Raw genomic sequence first — 23,754 nt, 5'->3', positions numbered from 1 at the left:
CGACAAGCGCCGCGCCCGCGCAGGCATCTGAACCCCATGCGGCGGCGGATTTTTGGCAGAGGGAATGACTGGCCCGGCTAGCGGGCCTGCGCACCGATCTCAGACTTTAGAGGAGCCTGCCGCTCGCGCGCCGGGCTCCTCCCCTAAATTGTCACCGATCACGCATGCGCTGGCGGATGATGACGGTAGTCCCAGACTGCCCAGGCCGATGCCGCGACCACCAGCACGCCGAGGACCACGTGGGTCCCCATCGCGTTGACGTTCGCCGCGAAGCCGAGCAGCCAGGGCGAAACGATCAGCCAGAGCCCGACAACAAGGTTCACCCACTCTTCCCATTCGGCGAATGCCGAAAGCGTGGCGAGAGCCAGGGCGCCGAGCACGATGCCGGCAATCCAGGCGTTCCACGCAGGATTGGCTTCAGCAGCGAAGCCGATGATCCAGGGTGAGATGAACAGGCAGATCGCAAGGACAAGATTGATCCAATCCTGGCCCTTCTTCCCTTCCATCATTTTAATTGCCATGACAACCTCCATAGAAGAAGCTTGACCAAAGCACTACGTTTCGCGTGCACCGCACGCTTACTTATTGATATAGTTGCGTTTCAATGGCCTTCAAGAGACCCGCCCCGACGCCGGGGCGCGGCGTCGGTTCTGCGCAGGACCAATGGCAGCGCTGGGCTGGGGCGGCGAGAAGACGCAGGCATCCGTCCCCTCAGGCGGTCACGCCTTTTTCAGGAACTCGGTTTTCAGCACCAGGCCCTTCACCTGTTTGGTGTTGCACTCGATCTCGCCGGGATTGCCCGTGAGGCGAATGTTCTTCACCAGCGTGCCGCGCTTGATCGTCTCCGACGTGCCCTTGACCTTCAAATCCTTGATCAGGGTCACGGAATCGCCCTCGTTCAGCTGGGTGCCGTTGCTGTCTCTTACGATCGCGTCTGTCATGTCGGATCTTTCATTGGAGTTGGACACCGGACTATCCGGTGGATGGCGGCAAGGTCAAGCGGGCCGGCACGTCCCAAATTGCGCCATCGCCTCCTTGTGAAGCTGGCTGGGCACCCGCGTTGCTCATGTCAGGTGCTTCGGCTATAGGCCGGCTGCCAATGCCGACACAGTTCAAACGGAGCCCGACCATGACAGAGAAGACCATCCTTAAATTCGGCGCGGTCGAAAACGCCGAGGCGGGCGATCTCGCGGGTTGGGTCGTTGTCGAGGGCAATCCGACCATGAAGACCGCCGTCCAGCACACCACCGCGGACAGCAAGGTCATATCGGGAACCTGGCAGGCCACCCCCGGCACCTACCATGCAACCTACAGCGACTATGAATTCGTGCACATGATATCAGGCCGCATCATCATCACGCCCGATGGCGGCGCGCCTGTCGAAGTTGGTCCGGGCGATGCCTTCGTGGTCGAAGCCGATTTCAAGGGAACGTGGAAGATCATCGAGCCGGTGACGAAGCATTTCGTCGTCAGGATCGGCTGAGCCGGAAGCGAACTGAGCAGTCCCATCACGGCCTGACCGCAAGCGTGGTGCGGTCGAAAGGATAGAGTCCCATCCATTAGGGATGGACGAGACTCTAGAAGTTGAAATAGATTGCTGGCGGGTACGGACTGGACACATTCTTGTCGGCCGGCGCCGCCATCGCACCAGACGACGCATTAATCCCGCCGGTGGACTTATCGTCGAGTACCGGCCGGCTTTTCTCTGCTTTGGCCGCTTTCGCATCGGTGGCAACGACTTTCGTTTTAGCCTCGACGGTTTGCGACAGTGCGAGGACGGCGAGAAGTGCAGACAGCGCGAGTTTCATGACGGTGCCCCTCCATGGTTAACGTAAGGTTAACACTGGTCGCCGGGTCGAACGCGGCTGCTGTGTGGAACAGCGTGGAATTCTGCGGAATTCCTGGAATATTAGCTTGTGGAAAAGTACAATAGAAGCAAATGCCGGCGTGTGCTATGCCTTGCTGTGGGCTTTGGGGCAGAGGGATGGCACAGCATATCGCGCAGAAGTTACGGCTGACTGCGGCCCTGCTGGGAACCGTCACCCGCAAGGATTTGGCGGCGGCGTTCCGGAGCGTCAACCCGAAGACGGGGTTCGATCTCGGCCGTGCCGACAAATGGCTGCAGGGCCGCGCACAGCCACGCGAGCTCAGCGTCTACGACGATTGGTCGAAGCTTCTTAAGCTGGAGCAGCCCGGCGCATGGATCGCCGAGAGCGACCTGCCAGGCTTCACGGCGGCGGTCTGCGCCCGGCACGGCATCGACAGGGCGGAACTGGAACGCCGCGCCGGCGCGCATCCCGAGACGACCTCCCGGCATGAGGGCCGAAGCCTTGGATTGGCCCTGGCCGGAACCTATGCATGCTATTCGCGCGCCTTGTCGTCCTATTATCGCGGCCAACTGATCAGGGGCAGCCTGTCGATAGAGGCCGGGCCGGGTGCGCATGGCCTGACTGCGGCCTATCGCGAGGTGTTGCCGACCGGGCAACTGCTGGTCGGCGGGCCAGTGACGCCGGCAAAACGCGGCCTCTATGCGCTTCTGAAGGAAACCGGCGGCGATGCCCATTTCTTCCTCTGTCTGTTCCCGCAGTCGCGGCCGGGGAGCGTGCTTGGCGGCTACATGTGCGGCGGCGCCATCATCGGCCCGGAGCCGCAACCATCGCTGACCAGGATCCTGATCATCCGCTTGCGCGATCCGGCGCCGCAGACGTGGGGCGGATATCTGCCGCCCGACGGGTCGATCGCTGAGGACCTGGCCTCGCTCGGCCTAACCATCGAACAGCCGGAAGCGGTCGACCGGCAGCTGGCGCAATTCCTCGCCGGAGACAGCAAGGACGGCGGCGCCAGCCAGATCCCGCCCGCTGAATTCCGGGCCATTCTCGACGTGTTCGACCGTCATTGGCTGGGCCATCCCAGCCAGATCTGACCACAGCAACCGTGAGCCGCCGTTCGGAAGAGGGTGACCTTGTGGAGCGCTGGCACGAAGGTGTGGAAGTTGCGTACCAGCTAAATATGCCTGATCATGGTCTTGGCAGGGTGGAGGCATCAAGTGGCGGCCAATCGTCGAAACGGCATGCACCCGTCGGGGCCTGGGCTGGTGGGCATTGTTTCGGCTGCCAGGACCCTCCCGCGCATGTCACTGCCTACCGTTGCGACTGTCGTGACGGCGGTTGCGGCCTTGTATTTCGGGCGCGAGGTTTTCCTGCCGATCGCAATCGCTCTGCTGCTCACCTTTGCGCTTGCGCCCATGGTTTCGGCACTCAAGCGGGTCGGCATTCCCCGCCTTCCGGCGGTCATCGCCAGTGTGATGGGCGCCTTCACGGTCCTTGCGCTGTTCTCCTTCATTGTCGCCACGCAGGTCGGCGAACTGGCGCAGAACATTCCGCTTTACCAGTCAAATATCCTGACCAAGGTCAGGTCCCTCAAGGAAAGCGGTGTCGGCGGCGGCATCATTGCCAGGCTGAGCGGGGTGATCGAACGCGTTGGCCAGGAACTCGACAGGCAGGAAACCTCACAGCCCGCCGCGGATCAGCCGCGGCGCGAACCAGTGCCTGTCGAGATCATCGCGCGCGAAAGGCCGATCCAGGTTCTCCAGAACCTGATCGGCCCGCTGATCAGCCCGCTGGCATCGGCCGGCCTGATCATCATCGTCGTCATATTCATGCTGCTCGAGCGTGAGGACCTGCGCGATCGTTTCATACGCCTCGTCGGCTATGGCGATCTTCATCGAACCACCGAGGCGCTCCAGGACGCCGGCAAGCGGGTCGGCCGATATCTGCTCATGCAATTGGTGGTGAACATCGTCTATGCCGTGCCGATTGCGTTCGGGCTTTGGGTTCTGGGCATACCCAATGCACTGCTGTGGGGATTGCTGGCGCTGGCGCTGCGCTTTGTTCCTTATATCGGCCCCATCATTGGTGCGCTGCTGCCTCTGTTCCTGGCGCTTGCCGTAGCTCCCGGCTGGTCGCTCGTGCTGTGGACCGCCGGGCTGTTCGTGGCCATGGAAATGATAACCGGCAACGTCGTTGAACCGTGGCTTTACGGTTCACGAACGGGGCTTTCACCATTGGCCATCATCGTTGCGGCCATCTTCTGGACCTGGCTTTGGGGCCCGCTGGGCCTGGTTCTGTCGACGCCGCTCACTGTCTGTCTCGTCGTGCTCGGCAGGCACGTGCCGCAATTCGAATTCCTCGACGTTCTGTTCGGCAACGAACCCGTGCTCGAACCCCACGCTCGGCTCTACCAACGGCTGCTGGCCGGCGATCCGGAGGAAGCCACAGATCACGCCGAGGAGATCCTGGAGGAAAAATATCTCTTCGAATTCTATGACAAGGTCGCCATTCCCGCACTTCTGCTCGGTGAACAGGATCGCGTGCGCGGTGTCATGGGCGATGAGCAGAGACGGCAGGTGGCGGCCAGTGCGCAGACGCTGGTGGCGAACCTCGACGACAGCGCACAGGAGGAAGCGCAAGAGGATGATGATCCGGCTGCGGCCGAGCCTGCCACAGCGGACAAGGAAAAGCAGGCTCAAGGGGAGGGCGAGGACGACACCGAACTGCCGGATGGCACGGATATGTCGGTGCTTTGTGCCGGCGGCCGCGGGGAACTTGATGATGCCGCCGCCGCCATGCTGGCGCAGGTGCTCGAAGTCCAGGGGGCGACGGTCTCGAAGGCGAGCTTTGCCGACATGGAACCGGCGAACATTCGCCGGCTCGACCTCGGCGCCGTCGACACCGTGGTGACCGGATTCCTGAACCGGGACTCCGTCAAACACGCCCGTTTTCTGGTTCGTCGGCTGAAGCGCGCCAAGCCGGCGCTGCGGGTAGGCATCGTGTTCTGGTCGGAGGACCACGACGGCAAAGAGACAGCCGTCAAATTGGCCAATGACATCAACGCCGATTTTGTAGCGTATGGCATGGCCGATGCCGTTCTGGGCGCGTTGTCGAGCGATCCGCCGGTCGCCCTGAAGGTCGCCGCCAAGCGCCGCATGCGCCGCCGGCCGCGCCCTGCCAAGAAAGCGCCGCTTGCCGCCGCAGGCTGAGACCGCAATTCGTTCTCACGTCCAGAAATAGCGCACGGTGTGAAAGAACACCGGGGCGGCGAAGACCAGGCTGTCGGCGCGGTCCATCATGCCGCCATGGCCGTCGATCAGATGGCCCCAGTCCTTCACTCCCTGGTCGCGCTTGATGGCGGAGGCGACCAGCCCGCCGAGAAAGTTGCGCCGCCGTGGTGGCCTGACCTTATTCAGCCACCTTCGCCACGATGCATTCTAGCGAAGGAAGGGGCGTCAAACCGTCCCTAGTTCTTTCTCTTAGTTCGGCGGTTTCGTCCCCTTCAGCAGCACATTCATAGGTCGCTTCAATCACTAGGCCCCGAATTGTCGCGTCAGGAAGCGTCACGTAGTCGAAGTATCTATCTCTTGTTGGAAACCCTTGCAAATAATCAAGTGCGGCATGGACGCATCCATCAAGCACTTCGGTGTCCTTGTCTCGGAAGTTGAGCGTATTTACTAAAATGACACCTACGGATGCCCAAGTGTCTCTGCTTGTAAACTTATACGCTGTACATCCGTTTGAACTGACCTCCGCCTTTGCAACGAAATCTTTGTACCATGGCAGCAGGTGGGAACTGGTTAAGGCCATCGCTATATCCTTTTGCCAGTTCGCGCCGTCGGCGGCGATTATGGAAATTTGGGCCGTGGCAAAAGCCGGGAAAAGACCATTCAGATCGCCTCTGAGAGCTTTATATCGCTCGATCGAACTGCCTATGTTCAGACGATCAGCTACAACTTCGTAAGGTCGACGCCATGACGGCCAAACATAGATTTTCCTATCATGCGGCAGCGACCGCAAATAGTTAACGGCTGCGTCTTTAGTGGCCTTCGCATGAACGACTTCTTTTTCAGTTGGCCAAGCTCGATTGCTCGATAGCATCACCGAAAGCGACACGTATAACCATATCTGGAACGCCTTATAGGTCATCATCCCTACCCGCCAAGGAAAGGCCCAGAGCTCTCTGGCTGGAGGAGGTTTAACAGACCTTAGAACGAAGCGGCCAGTCAGATTGCTACATTAGGTCGACGCATTAATGACTAAGTGGCGTTTAGTTAGGTGCCGAATGCGATCGGCCGTGTCATGGACTCGCTTGCATCTGGGCCGCCCCTCATCACGTCCAGAAATAGCGCACGGTGTGAAAGAACACCGGGGCGGCGAAGACCAGGCTGTCGGCGCGGTCCATCATGCCGCCATGGCCGTCGATCAGATGGCCCCAGTCCTTCACCCCCTGGTCGCGCTTGATGGCGGAGGCGACCAGCCCGCCGAGAAATCCCATCAGGCAGGCGATGAAGGCGACGGCCGCCGCCTGAAGCGGCGAAAACGGCGTCAGGAATGACAGCAGCGCGCCAAGCAGGCTCGACGTCACCAGCCCGCCGACCAGTCCCTCCCAGGTTTTCGACGGCGAAACCTTGGGCGACATCAGGTGCCTGCCGAACAGCTTGCCGAAGATGTATTGCAGCACGTCGCTGCCTTGAACGGTGATGATCAGGAACGCGACTAGCAACAAATTGCGGCCCTCGAAGCCGGGCACGTCGAGCGTCAGCAGCGCCGGCACGTGACTGACGCAATAGACCGAGATCATGACCGCCCATTGCTGCGCCGAGACGCGCTCGAGAAAGCGCTCGGTGTCGCCGTGAAGCGCGGTGATCGCCGGCATCAGCAGGAAGCAGTAGACTGGAATGAAAATGGTGAAGAGGCCGTACCATGCGGTCCACACCAGCCAGTACTGGAACGGGATGATGATGCCGAACATGCCGAGCAGCACCCAATGGTCGCTGCGGCGGCTGTGCGTCAGCGTCACGAACTCGCGCAAGGCGGCAAACGAGATCAGCGCGAAAAGGATGGTCATGCCCGAGCGGCCGAAGAAGAAGGCGACGGTGATCGCCAGGACCATCACCCACCAGGCGTTGACGCGCTGGTTGAGGTTGATCAGCGTCGAGGAGAGCGGCTTCGGCGCGCGCCACGACAGAATGCCGGCGCCCAGGCTTGCCGTTATCAGCACCGCAGTGAGGCCGACAACCAGAATGAGGATTTCGCGCATTGGCATGGTGTTCTAGTCGTCTCCTGGAGCATCGTGCCGGATATCGGATCGGGTGGTGTGATCGCATAGTGTTTTCCGGAAAACCGGGTTCGACTTTTCCGCATCATGCGTTTGCGGGCGGGGGTTGAGCGCAAGTAGCGTCTGGCGGGCGCGGTCGAGAAAGGCGCGTCGTTCCTCACCCGGCGCAAGGGCGATCGGCGCGCCGAAGACGACGCGGCAGAGCAGCGGCACCGGCACGAACTGACCCTTGGGCAACACGCGCGACATGTTCTCGATCCAGCACGGGATGAGTTCGACATCGGGCCGCGCCATCGACAGGTTGTAGAGGCCGGAGCGGAACGGCAGCAGCGGCGCGTCGGTCATGTTGCGCGTGCCTTCGGGAAAGATGATCAGCGAATGACCTTTGTCGAGAACCGACAGCATGATCACGATCGGATTCTGCGCCTCGTCGGTCCACTGCCGGTGGATGAGCACGGAGGACAGCATGTCTTGCGCGATGAAACGGCGCAGCCGCGATTTCCCCCAATAGTCGGCGGCGGCGACGGCATGGGTGCGGGCGCGCTCCTTCTCGTCGAGGCAGGCCGACAACAGGATGAAGTCGCCGTGGCTGGCATGGTTGGCGAAGTAGATGCGCTGCCGGTCCGACGGCTGGCTGCCGCTCCAGATCGGCCGCACGCCGGTCACCGCCCAGGCCAGCGCCGACAGGCCGACCGAGGTGACGGTCTGCAGCAGGGTGAAGCTGCGGGTGCCAAGCTTGCTCATTGTCCAGCTCAGAAAGACAAGGCGACGGCGGATGCCGCCACAAACAGGCCGAGCGCGATGCGCTGTTTCATCAGCAGTCGCTGCGTGCCCGCGATGCGCCGGTCGAGCGAGCGAATGCCGGCAGTGGCCGGTTTGACGCGCATGCGCGCCAGCACGTCGTCGACCGAGGCGCCGCCAGCGGCCTCGCTGATGTGGCTCGCCATCAGCCAGAACAGCAGCGCGTCGAACACAAGCAAAGCCGAGAGAGCGATGGTGATCACGCCGCTTGCTACCGCGACCAGCCAGGCCGCCGCCGCAAGCGTCGTCGCCTGTGGCTGCGCCGCCACGGCAATGACTGGTGCAGCCGCCAGGACGGCCAGCACCAGCAGCAGCGGCCACACCGCCTGCGTCATCAGGCCGGCGGCGAATGTTTCGGCCTTGTCCCGATGGGCACTCATGCAGGCTCGTCCGCCGCGATCGCAAGATGCACCGGCCGGCCCGATGCCGCGAGCCGCTTGTGCGCCTGCGCCGGCGTCGGCGAGCGGCCGCTGGCAACCAGCCATTCGGCGACGACGCCGGCGCTGCGCTGGAAGCCGAGCGCGCAGCAGACCAGCACGGTGCCTTGGGCACGCGCGTCCTCGATCATCGCCGCCGCCTCGGCAAGCTTGTCCCGAGGCGGCGGCAAGAGATCGAGCATGGCAAGGCTGGTCCAGCTTCTTGCGACGCCGCGCGGCCGCTCCAATTCGCCGGCAAGGTCGATCACCGTGCCGAAAGCTTCGGCCTCGGCGGCCGTCGGAAAGCGGCCGAGGAAGACGCCGTCGGCAACGGCGATCTGCGCCGGCAGCTTGCGCGTCCATGTCCATATGTTGACTTTCACGCCAAGCCGGTACGGCCAAAGAAGGATGCGGCCGGCAAGCGAGACGCTGCCGTCGGCCGCTTTCTGGAACACCTTGGCTCCGGCCCCGGCATAGGCGAAGGCGACGATGGTCAAAGCCAGCGCCGGCCACAGAAGGATGAGCCACAGCGCCGAGACAAAGGCGCCGGCAACGGCGCCGGTCAGCGCCAGTGCGGCGCCCAGCGCGTAGAACAGCGCCAGCCGCCGCGCCCTGGCATCGGCGGTGAACCGGAAGCCGGCGAACGGCAATTCGCCGTCGCGCGGGAACAGCCACAGGGCGAAGAAGCCGAGCAGCGCACCGGTCGGGATATCGACGGCATGGTGCTGCCATGTCGTCAGCACCGAGGCGCCGATCAGGAAACACCAGGCATGCCAGACGATGCCGGCCATGCCTTTGAGGCGATAGCGCCAATGATCCCAGATGATAACCAGCAGCGCGATGTGCAGCGACGGCGCCTGGTTGAATGGCTTGTCGAAGCCGCCGAGCACCGCGAACATGAAGCCCGGCAGGCCTGATGTTTGCGGCTGGGTGAAGGTCACCGTCAGCGGGAACAGGATGAAGCAGCTGACGGCGATGATCTGCGCCGTGAGATAACGGCCGGCGAGGCGGTCGACGCCGCTCTTCGTATCGTTCAGCAGCAGCGACAGGCCATAGAACAGATTGATCGACCAGTAGGGCACGATCGTCCAGGCGATGAACGGGATGCCGCGCTCCCAGGCGAAGACGATGCTGCCGACATCGTCTTGCCGCGACGCCAGCCAGTTGGCGAAGCCGTAGGTCGAATAGAAGAACGGTGCCAGAAACGCCAGCCACAACGCCGCCCGTAGCACCACGCCGGCATAGCGCGCGCGGGCAGGGGCAGTCCCGTGATGAGAAGGCCCACGGGAAGGAGCGGCAGCGGCAGGGCCGAGGACAGGCGAGACCATGCTCAGACGCGCCGCGCAACCGAAACGGTGAAGATGCCCCATTGGTCGATGCGCTGGTCGAACTTCTCAAAGCCGGCCGCTGTCACCAGCTGGTCCATCTCGCCTTGCGTGCGCCGGCGCATCACCCAGGCCTGGCCGCCGCGATGCGAGGTCAGGCTGCGCGCGATCATCTCCAGCTGCGGATGCCAGGGCTGGTTGGTGTAGATGAGCAGGCCGCCGGGTTGCATCGCCTTGGCCAGTCCGCCAAGCGAGCGGGCGATCATGGCGTTGTCGGCAAACAATTCATAAAGCCCGGAGGCGATGGCGAGGTCCGGCGCCGGCTTCAGCCCGGCAAGCATTTTGGCGTCGAAAGCGTCGGCCTGATGGAACGAGACGCTGGTCGGCAGGTGCCGCTCGGCGATCAGCTTGCGGCCGCGAGAAACGTTGAGCTCGGAGAAATCCTGCAGCCGCACGCTGGCCGGCGGCTCAGTGCATTTGGCGACGGCGTCGAGCACGTAGCGGCCGTGGCCGGCGGCGATATCGACGATATGCACCGGCCGGCCGGCGGACTTCAGCGTCCCAGTAGCGCTGCCGATCAGCTCTTCCAGATTGAGCTTGCGCTGGCGGATGCCGCGCCAGCCGATGGCGTCGAGAAAGATGCGGTCGATCATGCGACCAAGCGGACCGGTGCCCCGCGCCTCGTTCTCATAGACATAATCGAGCGTCGAGCCGGAATCGAAGCCGGTGGCAACCCCCGTCTTCATGCCTGACGACAGCCAAGTGCCCATGCGGATCGAGGCGCGGCTCATGGCCCAGTAGAGGCCCTTCGGTGACAGCAAAGCGAGCGGCGACGCCAGCCGGTCGGCCTCGTCGCGGGTGTAGCCGGCGCGGTCGGCCCTGGTCAGGTCGACCGGCTTCTCCGCCGCCGTGAACTGTCTTTCGAGGAACGGCCGGATCAGGTCGAGCGCCTGGCTGCGGTCGCGTTCGCCCAGCGTGTCGTGGAAGAAGCCGGGCAGCACATGCCGTTCCTTGGCGGGGCTGGCGAGATTGACGAAGAACTCGTGCTGCGGTTCATGCCGCACCACCCAGTCGCTGCCCGAGATCAGCACTTGCGTTGGCACGGTGATGGCGCGCGCATCCGAGACGATGCGCGCGGCGTGGTCGTAGAGCTCGACCAGGATGTTGGAGGCGATCGGCCGCGCGATCAGCGGATCGGCCTCGAAGGAGGCGATGCGCTCGGGGTCGTGCGTCAGGAACTTGGCCTTGACGTAGGAATTGACGAAGAAGCGGCCCTTGATCTTCTGCCACAGCGCAATGCCTTGCTTGGCAAACGGCACGTAGAGCTTGACTGAGAAGGCCGGCGAGGCCAGTACCAAAGCGCGAATCCGCGGCGCATAATCATGCACCCAGGCGGCGGCGAGCACGGCCCCGAAGGATTGCGCGATCAGCGCGATGTCGCGCTGGCCGAACCCGTCTCTGCCGATCTCGCGCACGAAACAATCGATGTCGCGCACCAGCGCGGCAAAGGATGGCGCGTAGCCGCGCTCGCCGGCCGAGCGGCCGTTGCCGCGCGCGTCCCAGGCGTAGAAGGCTTGATCGGGCATATCGAGTTCGTCGACCAGATGCGCCATGCGGCCGCCATGCTCGTGGCCGCGATGGAACAGCAGGACCGCGCCCTTGCGGCTTTCCAATAGCGCAGGCCAGTAGCGGTAGAAGATCTCGGTGCCGTCATGGCTCTTGAAGCTGCGTTCCTGCGCCACCCGCTTGAGACTTGCCACGGCGGCGGCGGCAATCGTCTGTTCGTGAAGCATGTTGTTCCCCTGACGGATCGACCGGAATTTCAGTCCCCGCTCCGGTTAAGGCCGCTGCGTATCCGGTTGATGGCGGTCACCAGCGAGAATGTAGCCATGGCCGGAAACACAAAAGGCACGACGGCCTCGACCCACAGGCCGCAGGCGACGAGCACGGCGATTATGCCGAGCGCCAGCGCCCGGTCGCTCTTGCCGAACGGCCCGGCATAGTTGCGCCCCGTGCCCGCCGCGATGCCGAGCACGCCGGCGAATTCCACGATGATCGCCGCGATGGCGAAAGCCACGACGCCCCAGGCTGGAAAGACGACGGCAAAGGCCAGGATCAGCGCCAGATCCGAGACGACGTCGCAGAGTTCGTTGAGATACATGCCGAGTTTTGAGGCTTGCCCGTGCTCCCGCGCCAGCATGCCGTCGATGGCGTTCAGCGCCATGCGCGCGAACAGCACCACCGGCATCAGCAGGAAGACCGCGCGATGGCCGGCAAGGGCCGCGACCAGACTGCCGGTGGCGATCGACAGGGCTGCGGCCAGCAGCGTGATCTGGTTGGCGGTGACGCCGGCCATGGCCAGCCGATCGGCCAGCGGCCGCAGCTTCGCTTGAAAGGCTGGCTTCAGCGCATAAAGCGTTGGCATGTGCGAACCCCCCGGCCGCGGTGCAAACCAATGTCGGTGAAGATGGTCAATTGGCGCGCAAGACGCAAGGGCGGAGAGCGGTTGAGGTGGCTCGCGCGCTGGTCGATCTCAACCCGGCCGCAGTCGTTACGGCCGACGGGGAAGGGGCCGACCGGGACGGGTTGTCTACTGCGACCGCCAAGGTCAGGCGCTCGCGCTGACTGACGTTCCTCCCGCCCGTCTCAGCTATAGGGCGACCAGCACTGCTGGCGAGGGCCGTTATAGGGCTGGTAGCTGTTGTCCCAGGCGCGGTACGAGACATAGCGGCCGTAGCACCAGCGGGCATGCGCGGCGGCGAGCCGGGCGGCAGGTCGCGGTGGCGGAGCGACGGTTGCCGCGGCACCCCCGCGGCAAAGGCGGCGGCGGGGAACCAGTAACCATTGTAGTAGCGATAGCCCGGGCGCACGTGCACATAGCCCCGGTGGCCATTGTAATAGTAGGCGCCGCCGACGACATAGAAGCCGCGCCGGTGGCGGATAGGCTCGGGTGCAATGGTGGCTGATGTCAGGCCCGAGGCGGGCACTGCCGGCAAGGCATGGGCAGGTGAAGCGAGCACCGAAGCGCCGAGCATCAGTCCCCAAAACGCTGTGATTGTCTGTCTCATCATATCTGTCCTCTGGTATTGAAAGGCTGCCGGTCACTGACGCCTGAGCGTCCGCAGTTCGGAGAGCGAAAGCGCGCGGTCGCCGTTCCTGTCCGCCTGCAGCAGGCGGTCGGGAATGAAGCCAGCAAACTCGTCACGCGAAATTTTGCCGTCGCCGTTGCGGTCCATGCGGCTTGCCTGCGCCTCAAGGCCCGCGACCTGCGCGCTCTGGAAGCCGCGTTTGGCCTTGACCTGTGCCACAGCGGTGCGCACCTCGTTCGGATCGAGCAGGCCGTTGCGGTTGGCGTCCATCCGGTCGAACATCTGCGCCCGCGCCGCCTGGATCTCGCCGAACTGCAGCATCCGGTCCCGGTTGGTGTCGATGCGCTGGAAGAGCTCCCTTGCTCCGGACCCGTTTGCCGCCCAGGCGCCACTTGCGCCAAGCAACAGGCCCGCGCAGGCCATGGCGATCTTGTTCATGCTGGTCTCCACTTTCGATCGGACGGGCCGCCGCGGACCGTCCTTGCAGGGCCTTTTACGCGCAGCCCTGCCTGCTCCTACGCGGCACGCGGTGATTTTTTTGCACGACGCCCCGGGTGGCGGCTTCGGCCCCGCCGGGCGGATGGCGCGAAGTTTTTTTGCCGGCGAGCGTAGGGGCAGGGTCCTTCCTGCGTATCGGTCAGCAATCGCCGCCAAAACCAACGACAGCGGCCAATGACAGTGAAAGGATTATCATCGTGAAACGTTCAGCATTCATCGCGGCCCTGCTTCTGGCGCTTGCACCGCTTTCCGCCGCGCAGGCCCAGGACATTTCGGGCAAGGACATTTCGGGGACGGACATGCCGGGCAAGCGCATGCTCCAGCGGGTCGACATCAATGGCGACGGCGCGATTTCAAAGGACGAGATGCTTGCGGCCCGCGAGCGTATGTTCACGAAGCTCGATCGCAACGGCGATGGCGCCATCGACGAAAAGGAGATCGAAGGCGCCCGCGACGCCATCATGGACCGCGCCGACGCCGCGCAAGCCAGGCTTGGCACCCGCTGGCGGCGCATGGACGGGAATGGCGACGGCAAGGTCTCGCAGGACGAGTTCCGCAACCGCATGCCGCTGTTCGACCTCGCCGACCGCAATGGCGACGGAACGCTGTCGGCGGATGAGATCGCCGCCATGCGCAAGTTCTTCGCCGATCGCGCCGGCTGACGATCCGATCACATTCCCTGCTCAGAAGAATCCGTTTCTTCAATAAAACCAAGGAGTACGACATGCTTCCTTCAGCGAAGATTCACCTGTTTTGCCTCGGCGCGATGCTTGTGGCGTCGACTGCCGTGCCGGCGGCCGCCGAATGGCAACGGCCGACGGCGCATGGCGGCGAGATCAGCCGCACTGTCAGTCGGGAGGGCAACGTCCATACCGGCTCGACCACGCGCACCGGTCCTAATGGCGGCACCTATACATCGAGCTCCAAATGCGTGGCGGGCGTTGTTGACCGCTGCGCCAGAAGCTACTCTGGCACCGGGCCGGACGGGCAGTCCTTCTCCGGCAAGCGGGTGTCGGCGCGTGGGCCGTTCCGTGGCCGCTCGGCCGGCAGCTTCACCGGCCCGGACGGGAACACGGCTTTCGGGTTCCGCCGCTGGCGCCGTTGACGTTCAGGAGCCTGGCCAGTTGGTGCCCGCCGCCGTGCAGCATGAGGAGCCCCGTGACGACGAACTGCTGGCACGGGTGGCGGCGGGCAACCAGGGCGCCCTGTCTGAGCTCATCGCCCGCCATGGCCGGGGCTTGCGGATTTTTGCGGCGCGCTATCTCGGCAGTGCCGGCGACGCCGAGGATGTGGTGCAGGAGGTGTTCGTGACTATCTGGAAACATGCCGCCCGGTTCGACCCGGCCAGGGGGCGTGCCTCGACCTGGCTGTACAGGATCACCGCCAATCGCTGCATCGACCAGCGCCGACGCCGGGCGCTTCGGACCTTCATCGGTCTCGACGACGTCCATGATGAGGTTGCCTCGCAGGAGGCCGATGCCGAAGCGACGACCGCCGCGCGGCAGGAGCTTGCGATCGTCCGCGACGGCCTGTCCCGCCTGCCGGAGCGTCAGCGCATGGCCGTGCTGCTGCGGGCTGTCGGCGATCTCGGTATCGCGGCCATCGCCGAGGTGATGGGCGGCAGCGCCGGCTCGGCGGAGCAGTTGCTTGTCCGCGGAAGGCGGGCGCTCAGGGACCATTTACGGGATCATCTGGCAACAGCGGCCGACGGCCGTGAAAGGAAGTCCTCATGACACGGGACGAGTTCGAACGCAACAAGCGCCGCTTCGGCGACGATGTCGACGCCTGGCCGGCTCCCTTCCGGCAGCAAGCGCTGGCCTTTAAGGCGGGCGCAACGGACCGATCGCCTCAAGATGATCCGGATCGTGTGCTCGATCGCCTCGTGCTCGAAGCGGCCCTGATGGACAGCGACGAGCAAGCGCTGGCGCGCAAGGTGCTGGCCCGTATCGACTCCGGCCGGGCGCGGCCGTCATTCCTGCCAGGGTTCCTCCTTGCGCCGGCGGGGTTGGCGGCTTGCACCGCCGCCTTTCTGGTGGCTGCGACGCTGGCAGGCTACCAGGTGGCGCGGCTGCAGGACGACCTGCCGGATTCGGAGCTTCTGGCACTGGCTTCCGGCGCGCGGCTGTCTGACGATGGTCTTTCTGGCGACGGCATTGCAGCCGATCCGGCGGCAGGGGAGGATTCGCTTTGACGAAGCGCTCCTGGATCTGGACGGCGACGCTGGTGCTGCTCGGCCTTTCGCTCGCCGGCAACTTCTTCCTGCTCGGTTATGCTGCTCACGGCCTGCGGCAAGGCGGGCCGGGACGCGTGCTGATGACCGAGATCGCCGGCGCTTATTCGCCCGAGGTGAGGAAGGAGTTCCGCAGCATCCGTCGCGCAAACCGTCCGCGGACCTTGGCGGCACTGAGCGAGCTGCGCATGGCGCGGGCCAATCTGGCGGCAGCGCAGAACGCCTCGCCCTTCGACGAAGCGGCGGTGAAGGACGCGATGGCTGCGGTGCGAACCGCCACGACAAACCTTCAAGCGACGATGCAGGACTACCTCCTGACGGCCCTGAAGACCATCAAGGCCAAACCCGCTGCCGGAAGTTGATGCTGGCAGGGCTTGTCCTTTCCAAAGGGTGTCCGGCCCCATGTGTATCCGGCCCAAGGGTGTCCAGCGCGGCCGGGCGCGACTTTCTTCGCGCCCGGCTGCCAGCGTTGTCAGTGCTTGCTCTTGCCGGGACTGGCGGCACTGCCGCTGATGGCGATGCGCCTGGCCTTCGCCTGCGCACGCTGTGTCTTGGGTAGCGTCACTGTGAGCACGCCGTTGTGGAAGGCGGCGCTTACCTTGTCCTCCTCGACCTCGTAGCCGAGCGGGATGCGGCGCTCGAAGCGGCCATAGAACCGCTCGGAGAAGTGCCTGCCCTTGTCCTCGGTCTCGGAGCGCTTTTCGCCGCGCAGGGTCAGCACGCCGTCGTCGAGCAGCACCTCGACGTCCTTCTCGTCCATGCCGGGGATTTCGGCGGTCACGCGGATCTCCTTCTCGCCGTCGGAAATCTCAACGCTCGGCCAGCTGGCGCGCGGCGACGAAAATCCGCTGAGCGACGGCATGCGCGTTTCGAAACCACGGAACGCGTCTTCGATCAGGCGGTTCATCTCGCGATGCAACGCCATGAACGGATCCCGGTCATCGTCACGGTAAAAGCTTGGAGTCGGACTGTTCTCCCGACTCCAGGGGATGAGATCACGAATAGCCATTGATGTTCTCCTTTCTCGACTGGTTAATGCCAAAGGCGGCGCCAGAGTTCGCCTTCGCTCAGGCGGCCTGCTTCGGCTTCTCGACCTGCCCGGCCTTCGGCGCGCCGTTTTTCCTGGCGATGGTGATGCGACGCGGCTTCACCTCCTCGGGCACTTCGCGCAAGAGGTCGATCGTCAGCAGGCCGTTTTCAAGCGAGCCGCTGGTGACCGTCATGTGATCGGCAGGCTCGGAGCGCCGCGTGAACGGTCGCACCGGAAGACCTCGATGCAGATATTCCACCTTATCCTGTTGCTTGCGCTCGCCCGAGACGATGAGAAGGTTCGGCTCGTGGCTGCTGTCGAGGTCGTCTTCGGAAAAGCCGGCGACGGCGACCGTCACGCGATTGGTGTTCTCGCCGCTTCGCTCGATGTCATAAGCCGGCCAGCCGTCGACCGCCTGCGGCGCGTTTTCCAGCAGGTTGGAGACGCGGTCGAAACCGATGCTCGACCGATAGAGCGGGGAAAAGTCGAATGCGGTTCTCATAGCTACATCCTCTATTGAGCAACATAGTACGAGGAACGCCAAAGAGCTGGCGCTCCCTGGATTCTACCGGCCCCATTCGGCAACCGGCAATTTCGATTTGGTCATTGTCAGCCCGAAATCAAGACCCAGATTCTGTCCCGCAGGCAGATTTTTTGCCGGTTTCAACCATCATTTGAGGGGCACGCCGCATGGAGGACATGATGACCATGACACGCGACGACGTCATTTCGGTGCTGGGCCCGGTGGACGATGCGGTTATCGCCGACGTCGTCTCGACCGGCGCGACGATCGAAGAGTTGCGCGAGGCCTTTGCCTGGGTCGGCGCCGATGAGGCGCTGGTCAACGAGGGCCGCCCTCTGCCATCGGCAAGGGTGGCGACGCTGATCGGGCTTCTCGAGCCGCCGGACGACGAGATGTAGCCGGCCGTCGCGTCTGGGCGGGGATAGGGTTTGGGCTAGGGAGGTTTTGAAGCGCAGGCAGCGAACCATCTCGTCCACCGGCGCCGACGCGATAGACACCGTGCGCAAAAACGCTTCGGCTTCATCATGCGTTGCGGCCGCCGGGGTAGCGTTGGGAGTCAACGTGATTTTGGAAGATTGCGCCCGGGTTTCGAACCCGATCCTCTTGAAACGTCAAACGGCAAAACTAGTTCGTATACGCGCGTGATGCCTGAGTAAGGGTCGGGCACCGGCGCCGGGCCGATATTGCCGGTCCGGCCTTGAGGGCTTTCGGAAACCTGTTTGTCCAAGAGGAGAACAACATGCCGTTCCGTCCGTTGCATGACCGTATCCTGGTCCGCCGCATCGAGGTCGATGAGAAGACCGCCGGCGGCATCATCATTCCCGACACTGCCAAGGAGAAGCCGCAGGAAGGCGAGGTGATCGCCGCCGGCCCCGGCGCGCGCGGCGACAGCGGCCAGTTGCAGCCGCTGGACGTCAAGGTCGGCGACCGTGTCCTGTTCGGCAAATGGTCGGGCACCGAGATCAAACTCGATGGCGAGGAGCTGCTCATCATCAGGGAGAGCGACGTGCTGGGTGTGATCGAAGCCACCGGCAAGATGCAGAAGGCCGCCTGAGCGGAGACCTGGACAAGCAATCAGTCAACGAAAAGCTGCCTATTTGAAGGAGTTATCCAATGGCCGCCAAGGAGGTGAAATTCCATACCGAAGCCCGCGAGAAGATGCTGCGCGGCGTCGATATCCTCGCCAATGCTGTGAAGGTGACCCTCGGTCCCAAGGGCCGCAACGTCGTCATCGACAAGTCGTTCGGTGCCCCGCGCATCACCAAGGACGGCGTCACGGTGGCAAAGGAGATCGAGCTCGAGGACAAATTCGAGAACATGGGCGCGCAGATGGTGCGCGAGGTGGCTTCGAAGACCAGCGACATTGCTGGCGACGGCACCACGACCGCGACCATTCTGGCGCAGGCCATCGTCCAGGAAGGGGCCAAGGCGGTTGCCGCCGGCATGAACCCGATGGACCTGAAGCGCGGCATCGACAAGGCGGTCGACGCCGTCGTCGCCGACCTCAAATCCAATGCCCGCAAGGTGACCAGGAACGACGAGATCGCCCAGGTCGGCGCCATCTCGGCCAATGGCGATGCCGAGATCGGCCGCTTCCTTGCCGAGGCGATGGAAAAGGTCGGCAATGAGGGCGTCATCACCGTCGAGGAGGCCAAGACCGCCGTGACTGAGCTGGAGGTGGTCGAGGGCATGCAGTTCGACCGCGGCTACCTCTCGCCCTATTTCATCACCAACCAGGACAAGATGCGCGTCGAGCTCGAAGAGCCCTATGTGTTGATCCACGAGAAGAAGCTGTCCAACCTGCAGGCGCTGCTTCCCGTGCTGGAGACGGTTGTCCAGTCTTCCAAGCCGCTGCTGATCATCGCCGAGGACGTCGAAGGCGAAGCGCTGGCGACGCTCGTGGTCAATAAGCTGCGCGGCGGCCTGAAGGTTGCAGCCGTCAAGGCGCCGGGCTTCGGCGATCGCCGCAAGGCGATGCTCGAGGACATCGCCATCCTGACCGGCGGTACGGCGATCTCGGAGGATCTCGGCATCAAGCTCGAAAACGTCACGTTGGAGATGCTCGGCCGTACCAAGAAGGTGGTGGTCGAGAAGGAGAACACCACCATCGTCGACGGCGCCGGCCGCAAGGACGAGATCCAGGGGCGCATCGCCCAGATCAAGGCGCAGATCGAGGAGACCACCTCCGACTACGACCGCGAGAAGCTGCAGGAGCGGTTGGCCAAGCTCGCCGGCGGCGTCGCCGTCATCCGCGTCGGCGGCTCGACCGAGGTCGAGGTCAGGGAGCGCAAGGATCGCGTCGACGACGCCATGCACGCCACACGCGCGGCGGTCGAGGAGGGTATCCTGCCCGGCGGCGGCGTGGCGCTGCTCAGGGCGGCGAAGGCGCTCGACAACGTCGCCGTCGACAACCCCGACCAGAGGACCGGCGTCGAGATCGTGCGCCGCGCTGTCGAAGCTCCGGTGCGCCAGATCGCCGAGAACGCCGGCGCGGAAGGTTCGATCATCGTCGGCAAGCTGCGTGAGAAGACCGATTTCGGCTATGGCTGGAATGCCCAGACCTACGAATTTGGCGACCTCTATCGCCAGGGCGTGATCGATCCGGCTAAGGTCGTGCGCACCGCTCTGCAGGACGCTGCCTCCGTTGCCGGCCTGCTCGTCACCACCGAGGCGATGGTGGCCGAGAAGCCGAAGAAGGAAGCGGCCGCACAGGCAATGCCCGGCGGTGGCGGCATGGATTACTAAGGCGCGAAAGCAGTGGTGATGGCCGATCTCCCCACGAGGGGGAGATTGGCAGCTTCACCTTCTCACCCTTGCCTTCAGCCAGCGGTCGAACGCCACGGCGAGGATGAGGATCAGGCCGATGACGATGCTTTGGGTGTAGGACGACACGTTGTTGAATTGCAGCCCGTTCTGCAGAACGCCGATCAGTGCCGCGCCCACCACCGTGCCGCCGACGCTGCCGATGCCGCCGAACAGCGAGGTGCCGCCGATGACGACGGCCGAAATCACCGTGAGTTCGTAGCCGATGCCGGCGACGGCTTCCGAGGAATTGAGCCTGGCCGACAGCACGAAGGCGGCAAGCCCGGCGAAAAAGCCGACGATGACATAGACCGAGATCAGGATGCGGTCGACGCGCAGGCCGGACAGCCGCGCCGCTTCGGCATTGCCGCCGACGGCGTAGACCGCGCGGCCGTAGCGCGTGTAGCGCAAGACGATGTGGCAGAGGATCGCCGCCGCCGCGAAGATGATCGCCGGCACCGGGACCGGGCCGATCAGCCCGGTGCCGAACCAGCGCATCGAGGCGTCGAAGCCGGAGATCGGGCCGCCATTGGAGATCGTCAGCGTCAGGCCGCGAAACACGGTGAGGCCGCCGAGCGTGACGACGAAGGGCGGCACCTTCAGCCTGGTGATGGCAAAACCCTGGACACCGCCGGCCACGGCGCCGATCGCGACCGCTGCCAGAAGGGCGACGAACCAGCCATAGCCTTGCGTGCCTGACGTCGACAGCGACAGCGTGTTGGCGGTGCCGCCCTTGGCGACCACCGCCGCGACCATGCCGCAGAAGGCCAGCAGCGAGCCGACCGACAGGTCGATGCCGGCGGTGAGGATGACGAAGGTCATGCCGAGCGCGATCAGCCCGGTGATCGAGATCTGCCGCATGATGTTGAAGATGTTGATGGGGTCGATGAAGCTCGGCTTCAGCACGGTGAAGACGACGATCAGCACCGCCAGGAACATCAGCGGACCGAAGCTCATCAACAGCCGCGCCACATTGATGCCGCCGCGCTGGGCCTGTTCGGTCGTGCTGCTCATGGGGTCGCTTCCTGCCGTTGGTCGAGCGCCATCAGTTCCATCAGTTTTTCCTCCGTCGCTTCGATGCCGGGCATCTCGCCGGTGATGCGTCCGCGTCGCATGGTGACGATCCTGTCCGACACGGCAAGCACCTCCGGCAGTTCCGAAGAGATCATCATGATGGCGATGCCGCGCGCCGCCAGCTGCACCAGGATCTGGTGGACCTCGGCCTTGGCGCCGACATCGACGCCGCGCGTCGGTTCATCCACAATCAGCACCTTGGGGTCACGTGCCAGCCAGCGGGCGAGGATGACCTTCTGCTGGTTGCCGCCGGACAGCCCCTCTATGGGCTGCTCGGGCGAAGCCATGCGGATCGACAGCGTCTTCCTGTAGCTTGCCAGCGCCTCGCGTTCGCGCCGCTCGGCCATGAAGCCGGCGGCGTTGGCGTAGCGGCCGAGTGCGGCGATGGAAAAGTTGGTGAGGATGCCGAGCGCGGCGAAGATCGCCTGATGCTTGCGGTCTTCCGGCACCAGCCCGATGCCGAGTCGGATGGCATCGGCGGGTGTTTCCGGCGCGATCGGCTTGCCGTCGAGCGTGATGGTGCCGGCGGCAATGCGGTCGGCGCCGAAGATGGCGCGGGCGAGCTCGGTGCGGCCGGAGCCGACGAGGCCGGCGACGCCGAGGATCTCGCCTGCCTTGAGGTCGAGATCGACGCCTTCGAGCACGATGGCGTGCGGCGCCTGCGGATCGCGCACCGTGCGCAGGCCGCGCACGCAGAGCCTGACGTCGCCGGCGACGTCGCGCTGCGTCGGCCTGGCGTAAAGCTCGGACGCCGCGCGGCCGACCATCTTCTCGATGATCCTGGGCAGCTTGATTGGCCCGCCCTCGCGGTCGAGATGGCCGGCCAGCCTGCCGTCGCGCAGCACCGTCATCCGGTCGCAGATGGCAGAGGCCTCTTCCAGCCTGTGGGTGACGAACATGATGGCGACGCCGTCCTTGCGCAGCCGGTCCATGATCGACATCAGTCTTTGCACTTCGGATTCGGTCAGCGCCGAGGTCGGCTCGTCCATGATGATCAGACGGCTCTCCAGCGACAGCGCGCGGGCGATCTCGACGAGCTGCTGCTCGGCTACCGACAATGCCGACACCGGCGTCGCCGGATCGAGGTCCAGCCCGACGCGAGCGATGATGGCGCGTGAGTCGTGCTCCATCTTCCGCCAGCTGACCAGCCCGAGGGACCCGAGCGGCGCGCGGCCGATGAAGATGTTCTCCGCCACCGTCAGCGTCGGGATCAGGCTCAGTTCCTGGTAGATGGTGACGATGCCGAGGCGCTTGGCATCCTGCGGATTGTGCGGGTTGAATTCGGCGCCGTCGAAGACGATGCGGCCGCCGGAGGGGGGCATCACGCCGGACAGGATCTTGAGCAGCGTCGACTTGCCGGCGCCGTTTTCGCCGAGCAGGCCGAGGATTTCGCCGGGCCGAACCTCGAGCGAGACGTCGCTCAGCGCAGTCACGCCGGCAAAGCGCTTGGTCACGCCCTCGACAGCGAGGAGGACGGGCGATGCTACGGCTTCGGCTGCGGGCAAAGGTTGCTCCCTTGATACAAATTTACACCCTCGACGTTTGCGCTTGAGCGCCCCCCTCTGTCCTGCCGGACATCTCCCCTCAAGGGGGAGATTGGATGTCACTTCGGCTTTCGCCAATCTCCAGCATTGTAAAGGGGGCGAGACCGCCGAAACTGCCAATCTCCCCCCTTGAGGGGGAGATGTCCGGCAGGACAGAGGGGGGTGCTGTCCCGCCGGCATTGCCAATTGGCCTACTTCGTCTCGCCAAGCCTTTCAGCCTTGTCGAGATTGTCCTTACCGATGACAATCGGCGTCAGCAGTACGAGCTTTTCCTTTGGCTCGGTCTTGTCCTTCGCATAGGCGACGGCGATCTGCACCGCGGTGCGCGACTGCTCGCCGGGGAACTGTTCGACCGTGCCGGCCAGCTTGCCGTCGCGCACGGCGACCAGCGCTTCGGGAAGCGCATCGAAGCCGTAGATCTTGACGTCGGTGAAGTTGCGCGCCGCGCAGGCTTCAACCGCGCCAAGCGCCATGTCGTCATTGGCGCAGATAATCGCATCGGGCTTGCCGTTGGCGGCAAGTCCCGCTTCGGTGACCGAGAGCGCCTCGGCACGGGCGAAGTTGGCGGTCTGCTCGAAGACGATCTGGTATTTGTCCTTCAGCGGGTCGAGAACGTTGTGCACGCCCTTGTTGCGATCGATCGCGGGCCCAGCACCTGGCTGGCCCTGCAGATGGAAGATCTTGGCACCGTTCGGGAACGCCGCCACCATGGCCTGCGCCTCGGCCTCGCCGCCCTTGACATTGTCGGCGCCGACATGGGCGAGAATGCCTTCGACGCCGTCGACGCGGCGGTCGATGGTGACGACGGGGATGCCGGCCTGGACCGCCTGCTCGATGGCCGGCGCCAGCGCGTTGACGTCAAGCGGCGAGATGACGATGGCGTCGACCTTCTGCACGAGCGCCGCCTCGATATCGGCGGTCTGCTTGGGCGCCGAGTTCTGGCCGTCGCTCTCGGTCAGGTTGACGCCTTGCGCCTGCGCCTCCGCCTTGATCTGGTTCAGCATGTGAACGAAAAACGGAAAGCCGAGGCTCGGCACCGAACCCAGTATGGTCAGCTTGTCCTGGGCGACCGCCAGTTGCGGAGCGGCCAGAGCCAATGTGCCGATCGCCACGGACGACAGCAGGAATTCACGTCTGTTCATCAATTTGGTCTCCTCCACATGCGCATGAACCCGAAAACCGGTTCCGGTTTCCGGAAGGTTCCTTGCGACATTTCAAAAATGGAGTGTCCTTTGAGCGCCCAAGCGGACGCAACGGCGCTCCAGCCGGTCCACCGCGACGTTCTCCTCCGCTCGGCGCCGGCGGGCGGATG

27 protein-coding genes and 2 pseudogenes are annotated in these 23,754 nt (G+C 64.3%); 11 read left to right on the top strand and 18 right to left on the bottom strand.

Translation table 11 applies throughout. The annotated features are described in order from the left end of the window. Nucleotides 1–158: 158 nt before the first annotated feature. On the bottom strand, nt 159–521 hold the full coding sequence (locus EJ066_RS28195; protein ID WP_126043186.1) for an SPW repeat protein: 363 nt from the start codon (nt 519–521) through the stop codon (nt 159–161). A 198-nt stretch (nt 522–719) separates the two neighbouring features. Beyond that, nucleotides 720–941 (bottom strand): alkylphosphonate utilization protein, encoded by a 222-nt coding sequence (locus EJ066_RS28190; RefSeq protein WP_126043185.1) that lies wholly within the window; start codon nt 939–941, stop codon nt 720–722. 188 nt (nt 942–1,129) lie between these two features. Here EJ066_RS28190 and EJ066_RS28185 point away from each other — a divergent pair, with 188 nt between their 5' ends. Beyond that, nucleotides 1,130–1,483 carry a cupin domain-containing protein gene (locus EJ066_RS28185; RefSeq protein ID WP_126043184.1) on the top strand — a complete coding sequence of 118 codons (354 nt, stop codon included), beginning with the start codon at nt 1,130–1,132 and terminating at the stop codon, nt 1,481–1,483. 94 nt (nt 1,484–1,577) lie between these two features. Here the strand turns inward: EJ066_RS28185 and EJ066_RS28180 are convergent, their stop codons facing one another. After that, the gene (locus tag EJ066_RS28180) at nt 1,578–1,808 is read right to left on the bottom strand and encodes a hypothetical protein (RefSeq protein ID WP_126043183.1); all 231 of its coding nucleotides are present in this window, start codon (nt 1,806–1,808) and stop codon (nt 1,578–1,580) included. A gap of 176 nt (nt 1,809–1,984) precedes the next feature. Here EJ066_RS28180 and EJ066_RS28175 point away from each other — a divergent pair, with 176 nt between their 5' ends. Together EJ066_RS28175 and EJ066_RS28170 are read left to right on the top strand one after the other, a co-directional pair. After that, nucleotides 1,985–2,923, top strand: coding sequence for a hypothetical protein (locus EJ066_RS28175; protein ID WP_126043182.1), 939 nt, complete (start codon nt 1,985–1,987; stop codon nt 2,921–2,923). A 123-nt stretch (nt 2,924–3,046) separates the two neighbouring features. Next, nucleotides 3,047–5,038 carry an AI-2E family transporter gene (locus tag EJ066_RS28170; RefSeq protein ID WP_189644386.1) on the top strand — a complete coding sequence of 664 codons (1,992 nt, stop codon included), beginning with the start codon at nt 3,047–3,049 and terminating at the stop codon, nt 5,036–5,038. 15 nt (nt 5,039–5,053) lie between these two features. On the opposite strand, the pseudogene EJ066_RS28165 reads toward EJ066_RS28170, so the two are convergent. From EJ066_RS28165 to EJ066_RS28120, 10 genes and pseudogenes are all read right to left on the bottom strand, one after another. Further along, nucleotides 5,054–5,212 (bottom strand): annotated as a pseudogene (locus tag EJ066_RS28165) (phosphatidate cytidylyltransferase); the annotation flags it as partial. Nucleotides 5,213–5,237: 25 nt separating this feature from the next. Beyond that, on the bottom strand, nt 5,238–5,981 hold the full coding sequence (locus EJ066_RS28160) for a hypothetical protein (protein ID WP_126043181.1): 744 nt from the start codon (nt 5,979–5,981) through the stop codon (nt 5,238–5,240). Nucleotides 5,982–6,162: 181 nt separating this feature from the next. Next, nucleotides 6,163–7,092: a phosphatidate cytidylyltransferase gene (locus tag EJ066_RS28155; protein ID WP_126044082.1), complete on the bottom strand. Its 930-nt coding sequence runs from the start codon at nt 7,090–7,092 to the stop codon at nt 6,163–6,165. A gap of 12 nt (nt 7,093–7,104) precedes the next feature. After that, the gene (locus EJ066_RS28150) at nt 7,105–7,854 is read right to left on the bottom strand and encodes a lysophospholipid acyltransferase family protein (protein ID WP_126043180.1); all 750 of its coding nucleotides are present in this window, start codon (nt 7,852–7,854) and stop codon (nt 7,105–7,107) included. An 8-nt stretch (nt 7,855–7,862) separates the two neighbouring features. Continuing rightward, nucleotides 7,863–8,291, bottom strand: coding sequence for a hypothetical protein (locus tag EJ066_RS28145; RefSeq protein ID WP_126043179.1), 429 nt, complete (start codon nt 8,289–8,291; stop codon nt 7,863–7,865). Continuing rightward, the gene (locus EJ066_RS28140; RefSeq protein ID WP_245455002.1) at nt 8,288–9,655 is read right to left on the bottom strand and encodes a phosphatase PAP2/dual specificity phosphatase family protein; all 1,368 of its coding nucleotides are present in this window, start codon (nt 9,653–9,655) and stop codon (nt 8,288–8,290) included. Before EJ066_RS28140 ends, EJ066_RS28145 begins: the two co-directional genes overlap by 4 nt. Before the next feature lie 2 nt (nt 9,656–9,657). Then, on the bottom strand, nt 9,658–11,445 hold the full coding sequence (locus tag EJ066_RS28135) for a bifunctional alpha/beta hydrolase/class I SAM-dependent methyltransferase (protein WP_126043178.1): 1,788 nt from the start codon (nt 11,443–11,445) through the stop codon (nt 9,658–9,660). Nucleotides 11,446–11,474: 29 nt separating this feature from the next. Beyond that, nucleotides 11,475–12,077, bottom strand: a complete 603-nt coding sequence (locus EJ066_RS28130; protein ID WP_126043177.1) for a CDP-alcohol phosphatidyltransferase family protein — start codon at nt 12,075–12,077, stop codon at nt 11,475–11,477. Nucleotides 12,078–12,298: 221 nt separating this feature from the next. Further along, nucleotides 12,299–12,723: pseudogene (locus tag EJ066_RS28125) on the bottom strand (BA14K family protein). Nucleotides 12,724–12,753: 30 nt separating this feature from the next. After that, entirely contained in the window at nt 12,754–13,179 is a 426-nt protein-coding gene (locus EJ066_RS28120; RefSeq protein ID WP_126043176.1) for an EF-hand domain-containing protein, read from the bottom strand. Nucleotides 13,180–13,436: 257 nt separating this feature from the next. Between EJ066_RS28120 and EJ066_RS28115 the strand changes: the two genes are divergently transcribed. From EJ066_RS28115 to EJ066_RS28095, 5 genes are all read left to right on the top strand, one after another. Further along, nucleotides 13,437–13,901 (top strand): EF-hand domain-containing protein, encoded by a 465-nt coding sequence (locus EJ066_RS28115; RefSeq protein WP_245455001.1) that lies wholly within the window; start codon nt 13,437–13,439, stop codon nt 13,899–13,901. Between the two features lie 62 nt (nt 13,902–13,963). After that, a complete protein-coding gene (locus tag EJ066_RS28110) occupies nt 13,964–14,344 on the top strand; it encodes a hypothetical protein (RefSeq protein WP_126043175.1) in 381 nt (126 codons plus the stop codon). Between the two features lie 22 nt (nt 14,345–14,366). Then, a complete protein-coding gene (locus EJ066_RS28105; RefSeq protein WP_126044079.1) occupies nt 14,367–14,972 on the top strand; it encodes a sigma-70 family RNA polymerase sigma factor in 606 nt (201 codons plus the stop codon). Continuing rightward, nucleotides 14,969–15,430 (top strand): hypothetical protein, encoded by a 462-nt coding sequence (locus tag EJ066_RS28100; protein ID WP_126043174.1) that lies wholly within the window; start codon nt 14,969–14,971, stop codon nt 15,428–15,430. The genes EJ066_RS28105 and EJ066_RS28100 overlap by 4 nt, the downstream gene beginning before the upstream one ends. Continuing rightward, complete coding sequence (locus tag EJ066_RS28095; RefSeq protein ID WP_126043173.1) at nt 15,427–15,831, top strand: periplasmic heavy metal sensor; 405 nt, start codon at nt 15,427–15,429, stop codon at nt 15,829–15,831. Before EJ066_RS28100 ends, EJ066_RS28095 begins: the two co-directional genes overlap by 4 nt. Nucleotides 15,832–15,941: 110 nt before the next feature. Here EJ066_RS28095 and EJ066_RS28090 read toward each other — a convergent pair whose 3' ends face one another. Beyond that, on the bottom strand, nt 15,942–16,478 hold the full coding sequence (locus EJ066_RS28090; protein WP_126043172.1) for an Hsp20/alpha crystallin family protein: 537 nt from the start codon (nt 16,476–16,478) through the stop codon (nt 15,942–15,944). 58 nt (nt 16,479–16,536) lie between these two features. Next, on the bottom strand, nt 16,537–17,001 hold the full coding sequence (locus EJ066_RS28085) for an Hsp20 family protein (protein WP_126043171.1): 465 nt from the start codon (nt 16,999–17,001) through the stop codon (nt 16,537–16,539). A 200-nt stretch (nt 17,002–17,201) separates the two neighbouring features. Between EJ066_RS28085 and EJ066_RS28080 the strand changes: the two genes are divergently transcribed. The 3 genes from EJ066_RS28080 to groL all read left to right on the top strand — a co-directional run bounded on the left by EJ066_RS28080 (nt 17,202) and on the right by groL (nt 19,767). Further along, nucleotides 17,202–17,420 carry a hypothetical protein gene (locus EJ066_RS28080; RefSeq protein ID WP_189644385.1) on the top strand — a complete coding sequence of 73 codons (219 nt, stop codon included), beginning with the start codon at nt 17,202–17,204 and terminating at the stop codon, nt 17,418–17,420. A gap of 341 nt (nt 17,421–17,761) precedes the next feature. Then, nucleotides 17,762–18,076, top strand: a complete 315-nt coding sequence (locus EJ066_RS28075; RefSeq protein WP_126043169.1) for a co-chaperone GroES — start codon at nt 17,762–17,764, stop codon at nt 18,074–18,076. Between the two features lie 59 nt (nt 18,077–18,135). After that, nucleotides 18,136–19,767, top strand: coding sequence for a chaperonin GroEL (groL, locus tag EJ066_RS28070; protein WP_126043168.1), 1,632 nt, complete (start codon nt 18,136–18,138; stop codon nt 19,765–19,767). 54 nt (nt 19,768–19,821) lie between these two features. Here the strand turns inward: groL and EJ066_RS28065 are convergent, their stop codons facing one another. The 3 genes from EJ066_RS28065 to EJ066_RS28050 all read right to left on the bottom strand — a co-directional run bounded on the left by EJ066_RS28065 (nt 19,822) and on the right by EJ066_RS28050 (nt 23,584). Next, nucleotides 19,822–20,838 (bottom strand): ABC transporter permease, encoded by a 1,017-nt coding sequence (locus EJ066_RS28065; RefSeq protein WP_126043167.1) that lies wholly within the window; start codon nt 20,836–20,838, stop codon nt 19,822–19,824. Then, nucleotides 20,835–22,403: a sugar ABC transporter ATP-binding protein gene (locus EJ066_RS28060; protein ID WP_126043166.1), complete on the bottom strand. Its 1,569-nt coding sequence runs from the start codon at nt 22,401–22,403 to the stop codon at nt 20,835–20,837. The genes EJ066_RS28065 and EJ066_RS28060 overlap by 4 nt, the downstream gene beginning before the upstream one ends. 230 nt (nt 22,404–22,633) lie before the next feature. After that, on the bottom strand, nt 22,634–23,584 hold the full coding sequence (locus EJ066_RS28050; RefSeq protein WP_126043165.1) for a substrate-binding domain-containing protein: 951 nt from the start codon (nt 23,582–23,584) through the stop codon (nt 22,634–22,636). Nucleotides 23,585–23,754: the final 170 nt, after the last annotated feature.

This window comes from Mesorhizobium sp. M9A.F.Ca.ET.002.03.1.2 (assembly GCF_003952365.1).
GTDB lineage: Bacteria > Pseudomonadota > Alphaproteobacteria > Rhizobiales > Rhizobiaceae > Mesorhizobium.
The sequence above is the reverse complement of the archived record's forward strand: the minus strand, read 5'-3'. Positions and strand labels throughout refer to the sequence as shown.